This is a genomic window from Microbispora sp. NBRC 16548, from assembly GCF_030268985.1.
In the GTDB taxonomy this organism is placed as follows: domain Bacteria; phylum Actinomycetota; class Actinomycetes; order Streptosporangiales; family Streptosporangiaceae; genus Microbispora; species Microbispora catharanthi.
In genome coordinates, this window is the sequence record NZ_BSSF01000001.1 from 447,485 (window position 1) to 460,557 (window position 13,073).

9 protein-coding genes are annotated in these 13,073 nt (G+C 73.5%); 2 read left to right on the top strand and 7 right to left on the bottom strand.

From position 1 onward, the window contains the following. Window positions 1–28: 28 nt before the first annotated feature. The 6 genes from QSK36_RS02055 to QSK36_RS02080 form a co-directional block, all read right to left on the bottom strand. Window positions 29–1,231 (bottom strand): XRE family transcriptional regulator, encoded by a 1,203-nt coding sequence (locus QSK36_RS02055; protein ID WP_285781134.1) that lies wholly within the window; start codon window positions 1,229–1,231, stop codon window positions 29–31. Window positions 1,232–1,359: 128 nt separating this feature from the next. Then, entirely contained in the window at window positions 1,360–2,754 is a 1,395-nt protein-coding gene (locus tag QSK36_RS02060; RefSeq protein ID WP_285781135.1) for a vanadium-dependent haloperoxidase, read from the bottom strand. A 366-nt stretch (window positions 2,755–3,120) separates the two neighbouring features. After that, window positions 3,121–5,469 (bottom strand): septation protein SepH, encoded by a 2,349-nt coding sequence (sepH, locus tag QSK36_RS02065; RefSeq protein WP_285781136.1) that lies wholly within the window; start codon window positions 5,467–5,469, stop codon window positions 3,121–3,123. 152 nt (window positions 5,470–5,621) lie between these two features. After that, entirely contained in the window at window positions 5,622–5,825 is a 204-nt protein-coding gene (locus QSK36_RS02070) for a hypothetical protein (protein WP_285781137.1), read from the bottom strand. Window positions 5,826–5,968: 143 nt separating this feature from the next. Further along, entirely contained in the window at window positions 5,969–7,261 is a 1,293-nt protein-coding gene (locus QSK36_RS02075; RefSeq protein ID WP_285781138.1) for a D-arabinono-1,4-lactone oxidase, read from the bottom strand. An 87-nt stretch (window positions 7,262–7,348) separates the two neighbouring features. Further along, window positions 7,349–8,542: an MFS transporter gene (locus tag QSK36_RS02080; protein WP_183536234.1), complete on the bottom strand. Its 1,194-nt coding sequence runs from the start codon at window positions 8,540–8,542 to the stop codon at window positions 7,349–7,351. A gap of 175 nt (window positions 8,543–8,717) precedes the next feature. Between QSK36_RS02080 and QSK36_RS02085 the strand changes: the two genes are divergently transcribed. Further along, a complete protein-coding gene (locus tag QSK36_RS02085) occupies window positions 8,718–9,923 on the top strand; it encodes a lytic transglycosylase domain-containing protein (protein WP_285781139.1) in 1,206 nt (401 codons plus the stop codon). A 51-nt stretch (window positions 9,924–9,974) separates the two neighbouring features. On the opposite strand, the gene QSK36_RS02090 is transcribed toward QSK36_RS02085, so the two are convergent. Further along, window positions 9,975–10,961, bottom strand: a complete 987-nt coding sequence (locus QSK36_RS02090) for a ferrochelatase (RefSeq protein WP_285781140.1) — start codon at window positions 10,959–10,961, stop codon at window positions 9,975–9,977. 117 nt (window positions 10,962–11,078) lie between these two features. On the opposite strand from QSK36_RS02090, the gene QSK36_RS02095 reads away from it, so the two are divergent. Further along, window positions 11,079–13,037: a S9 family peptidase gene (locus QSK36_RS02095; RefSeq protein ID WP_285781440.1), complete on the top strand. Its 1,959-nt coding sequence runs from the start codon at window positions 11,079–11,081 to the stop codon at window positions 13,035–13,037. Window positions 13,038–13,073 lie beyond the last annotated feature (36 nt).

Consider the following 13,073-nt stretch of genomic DNA (forward strand, 5'->3'; position numbering starts at 1 on the left):
GCGGGGGGCCGGGGACCGCCGACCGGTATCAGGCGTGGGCCGGGCGGGTGCGGTGGGCGCGCGTCCAGGCCGGGACGGGCACGGGGCGGAAGAGGAACACCTGGTCGCGCCGTCCGGTGCAGGACTCCTGGGCGAGCTCGGCGCCGGGGGCCACGTCGGGCTCGCCGTACAGCGCTCCCAGGCACAGCCCGCTGTGCAGCGGACGCAGGGCGAACCCCGCCCCTGCGGGCTGCAGCAGGAACCGCTGGTGCGCCGCCCCGGAGCAGTTCTCGGGAGCGACCAGCGCGCCCGGGCCGCTCAGCGCCTCGTCGACCGTGAGGCAGCCGACGCCCTCCTTGGGATGGTGCCACCGGATCTCGTAGGCGCCGCCGCCGACCGACTGCAGGTAGGTGTCGGGGACGACCCCCCGGCAGGGCCGCTGCACGGCCAGCGGCCGGTCGGTCCGCCTGTTGCGCTCGCGTCCCTCCCCGACGCACAGGTCGCGATCGGCGACGTGCGACGGGACGACGTGATACCACCCGTCGGGCGGGGTGCGGCCGCTTCCGGCCGTCGGAGCGGCGGGGGAGGCGGAGGGCGGGGTGCGGCCGCTCCCGGCCGTCGCGGCGGGCGGGGAGGTCGAGGGCCGTGCGTCGCCGCCGGCCCAGGAGACAGGCAGTTGCGCCAGGACCGCGCCCGTGGCGAGGAGCAGGACCAGGACGCCGGCCCCGGCCACGACGAACCGCCGCAGCGCCCGGGTCTTCGGCCGTACGGCGTCTCCGCCCGGTCCTGGCGGGTCGCCCGGCACGGCGGGATCCGCGGGAGCGGCCTGTTCGCGCCCGTCGAGACCGCCGGGCTCGAAGCGTTCGGCCTGATCGGGCCTGTCATCCGGGCCGGGCCGCTCCGGCGGTCCGGGCGATCGGTCCGGATCGGCGGCCGCGTCGTGGGGATCGGCCGCAGGCGTCATGCCGGCGGCCAGCCGTTTCCTGTGCGCCACCCAGCGCGCCGTCTCGGCCTCGCCGAGCCCGCAGGCTCGTACGAAGGCCGCCACGAACTCCTCCCTGGGAAGGGTCGTGCGCCCGAGGGCCCCCGCGATCGTGCTGGTGGGCAGCACGTCTCCCGATGTCTTCGCGGCGGCCGTGAGCTGCCGGTAGGTCAGCCCGGACCACTGGCGGAGACGGCCCAGCGCGGCGACGAATTCGGCCGCGGTGGTCACGCCGTCGGGCTGGGGAGGCACGCTGAACGGCCCTGACACGACGATCCTCCCAAGCCACGCTTCGGCGTCGATCCGGGCGAAACACTAACAAAGATCGTCGACGCGAGGCAGCCCCCCGGGTCAGCGGATTGCGCCGCCCGGAGGGCCTGGAGGTCGTGCTCGTGTTCCTATCCCTGGTCGCGCTTGGTCACGTAGACGAAGTCACCCAGGTTGAATCCCGCGTCGAGGCCGCGGTCGGCGTCCCAGCGGTAGTGGACGCCGAGCCAGAGCCGGCTGAGGGCGTCCTCCTCCGCGGCCTGCTCGAAACTCGTGAAGGTCCTGGTCTTCGGGTTGGCGTTCGGATCGTCGGTGGGCGCGGTGAAGGTCAGGTCGTGTCCGAACCACCTCTGCATCACGCCCGCCCACGCCCCCGCGAACGTGGCGTGCCCCGATGTGTACGCGGGGAAGGGCGGCGAGAAGTGCTGCCCGGCGGCGTTCACCGACAGCGGCTCCCAGGAGGGATCGGGTGTGATGGCGGCGTTGAGGCTCGTGTCGGCCAGCTTGATCGCGCTCTCCGGCCGCCACAGGTCGATCGGCGAGTCGAACTTCGCTCCCCAGGCGACGATCGACGCGTCGGCCAGCGCCATGGACACGAGGTTGAACAGCTCGGCTGTCTCGTTCTGCCTCAGCCCCTTCTGCCTGGCGACCGTCTGGGTGATGGCGAACAGCTGCCCCACCGGCCGATAGGTGCCCTTGCCGTCGTTGGCCCAGAAGAATGCCGCCTGCGTCTGGTCGGCGGACCGCGAGGTGGGGTTCTTCGCCCCGCCGTACGCCTTGACCTCGTTGACCTGCTGCGCGTACTGGGAGCTGCGGACGAGCTGGTCGTAGGAGGTGAAGCCGCCGGGCGGCGGCGGCCGGAACTGCGTGGGGGACGTCATAGCGAACGGCTTGAGCTTCCACCAGTTCGGCGCCACCGCCGGTCCGGAGCCCGTCTGCCGCCACGCGCCGGGGACGGTGCCCTCCGTGTACGAGAGGTCGAACGCCGGCCCGTCCCCCGACCTTTCGGCGATCATCAGGTCGCCGATCCTCTCGCCGTCGGCCCGGCCGCCCTGGACGTAGGAGGACGGCACCGACGAGGGGATCTGTGCGAGCGCGTAGGTCAGGTTGGCGTCGAAGTCGATGTACGGATAGAGGTTTTCGAGCACGCGGTGCGCCGCCGCGTCCATCGTGGCCTCTATCGAGTCGTTCGGGTTCTGCTGGGTGATCTTCGGCAGGTACGTGACCGGCGCGGCCGGCCAGTTCGCGTCGTGGAGTGCGATGTGCAGCATGGCGCCGGCCCGCGCGAGCCGGGTCGGGTCCCCGTCGTGGCTGTACTGCGGGTCGACGCCGTCGCGGGGAAGGGTGCGGATGGTGTCGAGGAAGACGCTGTTCCAGTAGAGCACGTGATCGAAGGCGGAGGCCTGCGGCGGTGGCCCCGTGACCGCCGCGTGCGCCGCCTGGGGGAGCGCGACCAGCGTGCCGGCGGTCACGACAGCGGCCGCCGCGATCACGCGTACGCGTTTCCACCGTGATCGTCGATGCAAGGAGAACCTCCGTGCGGAAGGCCCCGAGCCCCGGCCGGGTGCCGGGAGAGGGGTGCATCACGGAAGATCCTTGATCTACGGGACCGAGGACAAGGTTCATGATCGTGCGGAACTGTTCCGCACGGTCCCATACGGCCCTGCTTGGGTGGGATGCCGGGAGAAGCGCGTCTGGTCACGCCGCGAATCGGGCGTCCCGGGCCGCGTCCTGAGGCGACGGGGAGTTCGCGGGCACGGCCCGGACAGACGGCGGAAGGCCGGCCGGCGAGTTCACGAACTCGCCGGCCGGCCTTCTCCCGCCGGTCGTGACGACGCCGGCTCCGTGGACGGCTCCGCCCGCGGCGCCCGAAGACGCCGGGTCCTGTGCGGTCAGTCCTGCTTGCGCGCGCCGAACATGATCTCGTCCCAGGTCGGCACCGACGCCCGGCGTCCGCGCGACTTGCGGGGCCGCGGGGGAGCCGGCTTCGGCACGGGCGGGGCGGGCGTCTCGGGCTTGGAGTCCTTCGGAGCCTCCTTCTGCGCCTCCTTCGCCCCGTCCTTGGACCCGTCGCCCGGGTGCTGGCTCTTCCCGGCGTTCCCGGTCCGGGGCGCCGGGGCGGCAGCGGGCGCCTGGGCCGCGGGTTCCTGCCGCGCGGGTGCCTGCGCCGCGGGTGCGGCCTCGGCCGCGGGCTGCGCGGGCGGCGTGGCCGGTGCTGCCGGAGCCGCGGGCGTGGCCTGTGCCGCCGGGGCCTCTGGCGTGGTGGTCTCTGCCGCCGGAGCGGCAGGAGTCGCCGGTGCGGCCGGAGCGGAAGGCGTCGCGGTGGGCTTCGGGGTGGGCACGGAGGTGGGTGCTGGGGTGGGTGCCGCGGTGCTCTCTGGGGGCGCGCTCGGCGCGGGCACGCTCACCGCCGTGGCGTCCGCGGTGACGTCCGCAGCGGGTTCCTTCGCGGACTCCGCCGGTGGAGCGGGCGCGGGGACGGCGACGGGAACAGCGGCCGCCGGCGACGCCTCGTCCGTCGCGCCGCCCGCGGCCGTGTCCGCTGTCGTGTCCGTGGCCACCGCTGTGTCCGTGTTCGTGTCCGTGGCCGCCGCCGTGTCCGTGGCCGCGTCGGGAGCCGGCTGCGACGCGGACGCCTCGGCCGATCGCCCGGCCGGAATCGCGGTCTCAGCGGCTGCGGTGGTCTCCACGGCGGCCTCCGCGCTCTCGGGGCCGGAGGCGCCGCCCTCGGCGTCCTGAGAGGACGCCGCAGCGGCCACGACGTCCGTCGCCCCGGAGTCTGTCGTCGCGGAGTCCGCAGTGGAGCCCGCAGTGGAGCCCGGAGTGGAGTGCGCGGCGGAGTCCGCAGTGGAATCCGGGGTCGCCGTGGTGGTCGTGGTGGCCGTGGGCGTCGTGGAGTCCTCGGCGGCCGCCCGCTCCACGGGCGTCGCCGGACGCACGGCCTCCTGTGTGTCCGCCGCTCCACCGGATGACGTCACGCCGGTGGAGACGTCGGGCGCCACATTCGGGACGGCGGGCTCCTGCGGGCGGGGCGCCGGTCCGGCGACCGCGGTCTCGCCGACGGCACTGTCCCCGCCGGTCACAGGGACCGATGCGGCGGCGTCCGCCGCGGGCGCGGGCGCGACGGCATCCGCGGGCGGCTGGGACGCGGCCTGCGGTCCCGCGGCGTCCTGACCGTCCACGCGGACCGCGCCGTCTCCGGCGGCATCCGAGCCCGGAGCGTACGGAACGCCGCCGGTGGCCGGGGCGGGGCCGGCGGGCGTACGCGGAAGAGCGGCCTGCGCGGCGGATCCGGTCTGCGGCGTGGGCTCCACCCTGGTTTCGGCGGCGGGCGGCGGCGGGAGCACGGCATCGGGGGTGGCGATGAGCGACTGCGGTAGCCGGAAGGGCACCGGGGTCAGCTCGGGCCGGTAGGCCGCCGGCTCGTCCGCGTACGGCTCGGGCCGCTCGGGCCTGCCGGTCTCGGCGCGCAGCGGCGGGCTCAGCCGCGGCGGCGCCACGGGCTCGGGGAGCGCGGCGGGCTCGGAACGTACGGCGGGCACGCTGAGACCCGGCTCGTCGCGACGGTGAGCAGTCTCCTCGGGCAGCGGCGGCACCGGGGCCAGCTTGGACGCGAGGCGGGGCACGAAGGGACGCACGGTTGCGTTGTCCCGCTCGGGCTCGACGTACTCGGCCGCCGACAGGCGCATGGCCTCGTCGTCGTTCGGGGTGATGTGGCGGCGGCGCGGGTCGAAGAGCCACTCGGCGTGGCGGGTGTGACCGTTCCAGACGAAGCCGAGCCGCACCCGCCACAGGTTGTCGTCGCGCTTGGCGGAGTCCCAGTCGATCTCGTCGGCGGGCACGCCGCGCCGGGTCAGCCGCTCGGCGACCAGCTCGCCGAGCGTGGGCCCGGGGGTCGTCTCGCCCGGCATCCGGACCGAGACGCGCTGGGCCTGCTGGGCCATGTACTCGCGCTCCTGGAGAACCGGTCCCTCGAACCAGCGGACTCTCTCCACCGGAATGCCGGCGGTGGCCGCGATCTCCTCGGCCGTCTCGCCGGCACGGATGCGCGCCTGGATCTCCTTGGGACGCAACGGGCTCTCCACTTCGATCTCGTACTGGCCGAGACGGGAGAAGTTGCCGCGAACCGCAGCGCGGAGCCGGTCGTCGACGGGCAGCGTGAAGCGCGTGCCCCGCCCGGCCGTCGCCAGGACGAGGTACGTTCCGTCTTCACTTACCGCGACGAGACGGAGCTCCTGCATGCGAGTCCCTTCGTCGTCGTGCTCTGTCTTCCCCCGGACCCTTGAGTCTCTCGCGTGAGCCGGTTGCCTTCCAGCACCGTACCCGGCATGTCCGAACATCGCCTCGCCAGGGGGCGAGGCAGATGTTGTGACCCCGGTCACATTTTTCGCGTTCACCTTTCCGCAACCTGTCGGTCGTCCGGGAGCGGCAGCCCGTAGTCGGCGGCCGCGCCGCCGATCCGGCCCAGAAGGCGAGAGCGAGGGTCGTGTCTCCTCAGGTGGTGCGCGCCCACCGCCCGTCCGTACGGCGCGGGCGCGGCGCACGGCGGCGTGACCGTGACGTACGCCGTGCGGCCGGACCTGCGGGAGGGTCTCATTCCTGCTTGCTCCCTCGGTTCGAGTGGCGCGCCGGGCTCTGGTGTGCCCGTGCTCCGCAATGTGCCTGCCCGAGGGCCGGCGCGGGCAACGCGACACGCGGAAGACGCCGGACCGTGGAGAGGGACTTTACGCGGCCATGGGGTCAGCCTTCCCGCGACGCGCCGAGCACCCGGTCGAGGTAATCGTTGGAGAACAGCCCGTCCGGGTCCATCGCGCGGCGCAGCGCGAGGAAGTCGCCGAACCTCGGATACACGCCACGCAGGTAGTCAGCGTCGCGGGTGTGCAGCTTGCCCCAGTGGGGCCGGCCCCCCAGCCTGACCATGATTTCCTCCACGCCCTCGAAGTACGCGGGGTTGGGCGCCTGGCGGTAGACGTGGCAGGCGACGTACGCCGAGGGCCTGCCGTACGCGGTGGACAGCCAGGCGTCCGAGGGCGGCGTGATCCGCACCTCGACCGGGAAGGTGATCGGCCAGCCCGACCGCTCCACGAGGTCCCGCGTCTCCCGCAGGGCCTGGGCGAGGTGGTGGCGCGGGACGGCGTACTCCATCTCCAGGAAGCGGACCTCGCGCACGGAGGTGAAGATCTTGTAAGAGGTGTCGACGCACTCCGACGAGCCGAGCATGCGCGCGGAGATCCCGTTGATCGCGGGCACCGCGCCGGGGAGGCGGGCCCCGAGAGCGCAGGCCGCGCCGAACAGCGTGTTCTCCAGGAAGACGTTGTCGAGCCAGCGCTTGAACGCGGCCGGCGGCCGGGCGGGGCCGGGGTGGCGGTTGTTGCGCTTGACCAGGCAGGTGTCGGTGTGCGGGAGCCAGAAGAAGTCGAGGTGGTCGTCGGCCTCCGTCAGGTCGTCCAGCGTGTCGAGGATCCGGCTGAACGCCATCGGCTCGCGGCGGTTGCGCAGCAGGAACGCGGGTTCGACCCGGAACGTGACGGCGGTCAGGACGCCGAGCGCGCCGAGGCCCACCCGGGCCGCGTCGAACAGGTCGCCCTCGCGCACGGTTGTCACGGAGCCGTCGGCGAGCACCAACTCCAGCTCGACGACCTGGTCGGCGAGGCCGCCGACGTGCCTGCCGGTGCCGTGGGTTCCGGTCTGGATCGCCCCGGCGGCGGTCTGGGCCGTGATGTCGCCCATGTTGGCCAGCGCCATCCCACGCCGGTGGAGTTCCTCGTTGAGCGCGTGGAGCGGGGTGCCCGCGGCGACCTTGACCCACCCGTCGCCCGCGTCGAGGACACCGGTCAGCGCGCCGGGGCGCAGCAGGATGCCGTCGGTGAGCGCGACCCCGGTGAACGAGTGCCCCGTGCCGGTCATGCGCACCCGCCGGCCCGTCTTCGCGGCGTCCCGTACGGCGTCGGCGACCTCGGCCGCCGACGCGGGGGCGCGGACCTCCGCGGGGGTGACCGACTGGTTGCGCGCCCAGTTGACGAAGGCGTCCATGCTCCTCCTCGCCCCGGCACCTGGCCCCGGGGTGAACATGAACACTACTCATGAATCGCCCCGCTGCCTACGGGGCCGGCCTCGGTCTCAGTTCGTGTGCTGGTGACGCACCCGGACCAGCGCCGAGCCGGCGAGGCCCACGACGGCCGCGAGCAGCGCGCAGGCGTAGGAGAAGCCGTACGCGTTGGACGCCCCGAACACGTCGGTCAGCCGTCCGCCGGCCCAGGAGCCCACCGCCACGCCGAGGTTGATCGAGGTGGTGATCCACGCCATGCCCTCGTTGAGCTGGGCCGCCGGGACCAGGCGCTCCACCAGCGAGAACCCGGTGATGATGGTGGGTGAGATGGACAGGCCGGCGACGAAGAGCGCCAGCGCCATGACCCGCACGTCGTGCATGAGCAGCACCGGGGTGAGCCCGGCGGCGAACAGCGACAGCCCGCGGACGAACCGGGCGCGCAGGCTGATCTTCCACTGCCGCGAGCCGTACCACAGGCCGGAGACCGCGCTGCCGCACGCGATCGACGCGAGCAGCAGACCGGCCGCGCCCTTGCTGCCGTGCTCCTCCGCGAAGGCCACGGTGGTGATGTCGACGGAACCGAACACCGCGCCCATGGCCAGGAACACCGCCGACAGCAGCGCCACGCCCGGGATCGCGATCGGGGACCCGGCCGCCCCCCGGTGGCGTACGGCAGGCGGTTCGGTGGCGCGGAGCGAGGCGAACGCCACCGTGCCCGACACGGTCAGCACGATCGCGGCGATCAGGCCCGCGTAGGGGTTGATCGCGATCGTGAGGGCGGTCACGAAGGCGGGGCCGCCGACGAAGATCACCTCGTCGGCCACGGACTCGAACGAGAACGCGGTGTGCAGCTTGGCGGGGTCGCCGAGCACGTGCGACCAGCGGGCCCGGACCATCGAGCCGAGTGAGATCCCGGTGGCCCCGGCCGCCGCGCCGGCGGCGTACAGGGTCCATTCGGGGGCCCCGGCGTGTGCGCACAGCATCAGGGTGGTGAGCGAGCAGCCGTGCAGCAGCACCAACGGGAGCAGCACCCGCGCCTGGCCGAACCGGTCCACCAGCCGCCCGGTGAGGGGCCCGGCCACGGCGACCGCGATCGAGAAGGTCGCCGCCACGGCCCCCGCCTTCGCGTACGAACCGGTGATGGCGGTGATCAGCAGGATGACGCCGATGCCGAGCATCGACATGGGCGCCCGCCCGACGAACCCCGCGATGACGAAGCCCTTGACTCCGGGCGTGCCGAACAGCCCGCGATACGGCCCGACCATGGTGTGTTCCCCTTCGGCACTGTGGTGCGTGTGCGTCCGGGCCTGCCGTTCGACAGCGGCGGCGGCCCCGGACGGTCCCGGGACACGCGGACGGCGTTTGTCTCCGTTTTGACCATCGCCTACCCGCATATCATGAGGCAAGTGATTTTTCCGCGTCGGGGGTGGAGGGGCTGAGGTGAGGTCGTCCACTCATTCCGCCTCCATGCGGCTCCGCCCGATCGTGACCGGTCTCGCGGTCGTGATCCTGAGCGTCATCGCCGCGGGCACCGCCTTCCTGGTCACCTGGCCCGGTGACGGCGCGCTGGCGGCCGGCGGCGGCCGGGCGGAGACGGACCGTACGCGGGCCGACAACCCCCTTCCGGCCGCGCGGGCGACGGCGGGAAGCCTCATGCCCGACCGTACGCTGCCGTCGAGCGCGCCCGTCGTCGGCGGGCCCGGCGTGCAGGTCACGCTGCCGCACCTCCTGGCGATCTCCCCGAAGCGGGTGCCGCAGAGCACTCTGTTGAAGATCGCCAAGCTGCGGCACGTGCAGAAGGTGACGGTCGCCGACGGCGGCGCGGTGCACGTGTCCGGCACGGCCCTGCGGCTGCTCGCGGTCGACCCGGCCACGTTCCGGTCGTGGACGCCGAAGAACGTGGCCGATCACCCGGAGGTGTGGAGCGCGCTCGCGCGGGGCGAGATGGTCGCCGACGCGGCCACGGTCAAACGTCTCGGCATGCTGCTCGGCGCGGAGTACCAGATCGACCGGGGTCCCCGGCTGCGCGTCGCCGCCTCGGCCTCGCTCGGGCTGCCCGGCGTCGACGGCCTGGTCAGCCAGGACCTGGGCCGCAGGCTCGGCTTCCCCGGCGGCGTCGTGGTGCTGGTCCACGGCGACCCTGGCAAGGTGAGCGACAAGGCGGTCGCGCGCCTGCTCGGCAAGGGCGCGCAGGTCGTGAGGGTCGGCGCGGCCGCCGTCCGGCCGCGGGCCACGGCCACCCCGGGGCAGGCCCTGGTGGGACGGCCCACGAGCTACCTGGACCTCTACCAGCGGTCCGCCACCGTCTGCCCCGGCCTCTCGTGGACCGTCCTCGCCGCCATCGGCCAGGTCGAGAGCAGCCACGGCCGCAACAACGGCCCCTCGTCCGCGGGGGCGCTCGGGCCGATGCAGTTCATGCCCGCGACCTGGAAGGCGTACGGCGTGGACGGCGACGGTGACGGTGAGGCGGACATCTGGAGTCCCTACGACGCGGTGCCGTCGGCCGCCAAATACCTGTGCGCCAACGGGGCCAGCGCAGGCGGCGACAAGCTCAGGAAGGCCGTGTGGTTCTACAACCACTCCTGGGACTACGTGAACAAGGTGCTGTCGCTCGCGGAGGCGTACGCCCGCACGTACGCCTCCTGACGTGCGGGAGGGACCCGCGACGGCGGGTTCTGCCGTCCCGCTCCGGCGCCGCTAACGGTCCGGCCGTTGGGCGGGCCGAACGGGCGCGGGGCAGCAGGTCGCCGCGCACGGCGTGGGCTCGGGCTCGGCGAGTAGTTCGCCCACCATCGACACGAACCGCGGGTGGGTGCCGGCGGTCGAGGCCCTGGTGAGGGCCATGCCGAGCTTCTCGGCCGTGGCCGCGGCCTCCACGTCGAGGTCGTAGACGACCTCCATGTGGTCGGAGACGAACCCGATGGGCACCAGGACGGCCGACCTGACGCCCTCGGCGTGCAGCGCCTCCAGATGGTCGCAGACGTCGGGCTCCAGCCAGGGCACCTGCGGCGGGCCGCTGCGGCTCTGCCAGACCAGGTCCCAGGCCCGCCCCTCGTCGACGTGCGCGGTCACCAGTTCGGCGGCCCGCCTGAGCTGGGCCTCGTACGCGCCCCCTGCGGGCCCGGCCGTGCGGGCCATGGAGACGGGGATGCTGTGCGCGGTGAACACGAGACGGGCCTGTTCACGGGTGTCGGCGGGCAGCCGGTCGAGGGCCTCGCGGGTGTGGTCGGCCATCGCCGCGATGAATCCGGGATGGTCGTAGTAGTGGCGGAGCTTGACGATCTCGGGGGCGCCGGGGACGGCGGCGCGGGCGCGGGCGATGTCGTCGAGGTACTGCCGGCAACTGGAGTAGGAGCTGTAGGCCGCGGTGACGAAGGCCGCCGCCTTGCGGACGCCGTCCTCCTTCATCCGCCGGACCGTGTCCTCGAGGAACGGGTGCCAGTTGCGATTGCCCCAGTAGACGGGCAGGTCCACGTCGAGCGCGGCGATCAGGTCGCGGCACTGCCGGTTGATCGGGCTGACCCCCCCGAACCTCTGGTAGTGCGCCTCGACCTCCAGCAGCCGCTCGCGCGGCACGCCCCGGCCGCGCACGACGTTCTCCAGGAACGGCATGACGTCCTCGGGTTTCTCCGGCCCTCCGAAGGAGACGACCAGCAGGGCGTCGTATCCGTTGGTGCTCCCCATGCGCCACACCTTACGCGGACGGTACGACGGTTCCGCCCGCGCCTGTATCGCTTGGGTGGTGCGTGCGTCAGCGAGTAGGTTCGAGCGGTGAGCCAATTTCCGGACATCCAGGAATACATGGCCCTGGCGCGCGTGAACGCCCTGCGGCTGTCGCCCGACGGGACCCGGCTCGTGTCCGTGGTCCAGTCGCTCAACCCCGACGGCAAGTCGTACGGCGCCGCGCTGTGGGAGATCCCCCAGGACCCCGGAGGCGAGCCCCGCCGGCTGACCCGGTCGGCGAAGGGAGAGGCGGGAGCCGAGTTCGCCCCCGACGGGACCCTGTTCTTCGTCTCACGGCGGCCCGACGAGACGGCGAAGGAGAGCGGCGGCGACACGGCCGCCCTGTGGCTGCTGCCCGAGCGCGGCGAGCCGGTGCGCGTCGCCACCCGCCCCGGCGGGATCGGCGGCGTGCGGGCGGCGGGCGGCGCGGTCGTCTACACCTCCGAGGTGCTGCCCGGCGACGCCGCCACCGAGGAGGAGCGGCGCAAGGCCCGCGAGGAGGCCGGGGTCAGCGCGATCCTGCACGAGGGCTACCCGGTGCGCTACTGGGACCACGACCTCGGCCCGGCCGAGACCCGGCTGTTCGCCGGCCGCGCCGTACGCGAGGGCCTGGAGGACGTGCGCGATCTCACCCCCGCACCCGGCGGCGCGCTGAACGAGCACCTGTCGTTCGACCTCACCCCGGACGGGCGGACCGTGGTCGCGACCTGGCGGGTGCCGCTCCCGAACGGCGACGTCCGCTGGGACCTGGTCGCGATCGACGTCGCGGACGGGTCGCGGCGCACGCTCGCGACGTCCGAGGGGCACGACTTCGCCGGGCCGGTCACGGTGTCGCCGGACGGGCGGCGGGTCGCCTGCGTGCGGGAGCGGCACGGCGCCGAGGAGACGCAGGTCGCGCTCGACCTGTGGGTGATCGACCTGGCCACCGGTGAAGGGCGCGCGGTCGCCCGGGAGATCTTCCCCGCGTCGGTCGCGTGGGCGCCCTCCTCGCGGGAGCTCTTCTTCGCCGCCGACCACCGGGGCCGCAGGCCGGTCTTCCGGGTTGGCGCAGAGGTCGGCACAGAGGGCGAGCCCACGCGGCTGACCTCGGACGACGGCGCCTACGCCGAGCTGTGCCCGGCGCCGGACGGCTCGGTCTACGCCCTGCGCGGCGCGATCGACTCGCCGCCGCGGCCGGTGCGGATCGCGGCCGACGGGTCCGTGACGACCCTGCCCTCGCCAGTGCCGCCGCTGGACCTGCCCGGCACGCTGACCGAGGTGACCGCGACGGCCGAGGACGGGACCGAGATCCGCGGCTGGCTGGTCGTCCCCGCGGAGGCGACCGCCGAGGACCCTGCGCCGTTCCTGCTGTGGATCCACGGCGGTCCGCTGTCGAGCTGGAACGACTGGAGCTGGCGCTGGAACCCCTGGCTCATGGCCAGGCACGGCTACGCCGTGCTGCTGCCCGACCCCTGCCTGTCCACCGGGTACGGCCAGGACATGATCAAGCGGGGCTGGGGCGACTGGGGGCCGGTGACCCACGCGGACCTCATGGCGATCACGGACGAGTGCCTCAAGCGGCCGGAGATCGACGAGCAGCGGACGGCGGCGATGGGCGGCTCGTTCGGCGGCTACATGGCCAACTGGGTCGCCGGGCACACCGACAGGTTCCGGGCGATCGTGACGCACGCCTCACTGTGGAACCTGGACCAGTTCGCGGGCACCACCGACGGCGCGAACTACTGGCAGCGGGAGTTCGGCGCCCTCGGGTCCGCCCGCTACGCCCGGTTGTCGCCCCACCGGTGGCTCGGCGAGATCAGGACGCCCATGCTGGTGATCCACGGCGACAAGGACTACCGCGTGCCGATCGGCGAGGGCCTGCGGCTGTGGTGGGACCTCCAGCGCTCGGGGGTCGAGTCGAAGTTCCTCTACTTCCCCGACGAGAACCACTGGGTGCTCAAGCCCGGCAACGCGATCGCCTGGTATGAGACCGTTCTGGCCTTCCTCGCGCAGCACGTCCTGGACGAGGGGTGGACCCGGCCGCCGTCCCTGAGCTGACCGTTGAATGGCGGTACACCCTGATTTGGGAGGATG

Bases quoted from the DNA above. Each gene is read 5' to 3' on its own strand.
- sepH (WP_285781136.1), bottom strand. From the start codon at position 5,469: ATGCAGGAGCTCCGTCTCGTCGCGGTAAGTGAAGACGGAACGTACCTC.
- QSK36_RS02070 (WP_285781137.1), bottom strand. From the start codon at position 5,825: ATGAGACCCTCCCGCAGGTCCGGCCGCACGGCGTACGTCACGGTCACG.
- QSK36_RS02075 (WP_285781138.1), bottom strand. From the start codon at position 7,261: ATGGACGCCTTCGTCAACTGGGCGCGCAACCAGTCGGTCACCCCCGCG.
- QSK36_RS02080 (WP_183536234.1), bottom strand. From the start codon at position 8,542: ATGGTCGGGCCGTATCGCGGGCTGTTCGGCACGCCCGGAGTCAAGGGC.
- QSK36_RS02090 (WP_285781140.1), bottom strand. From the start codon at position 10,961: ATGGGGAGCACCAACGGATACGACGCCCTGCTGGTCGTCTCCTTCGGA.
- QSK36_RS02095 (WP_285781440.1), top strand. From the start codon at position 11,079: ATGGCCCTGGCGCGCGTGAACGCCCTGCGGCTGTCGCCCGACGGGACC.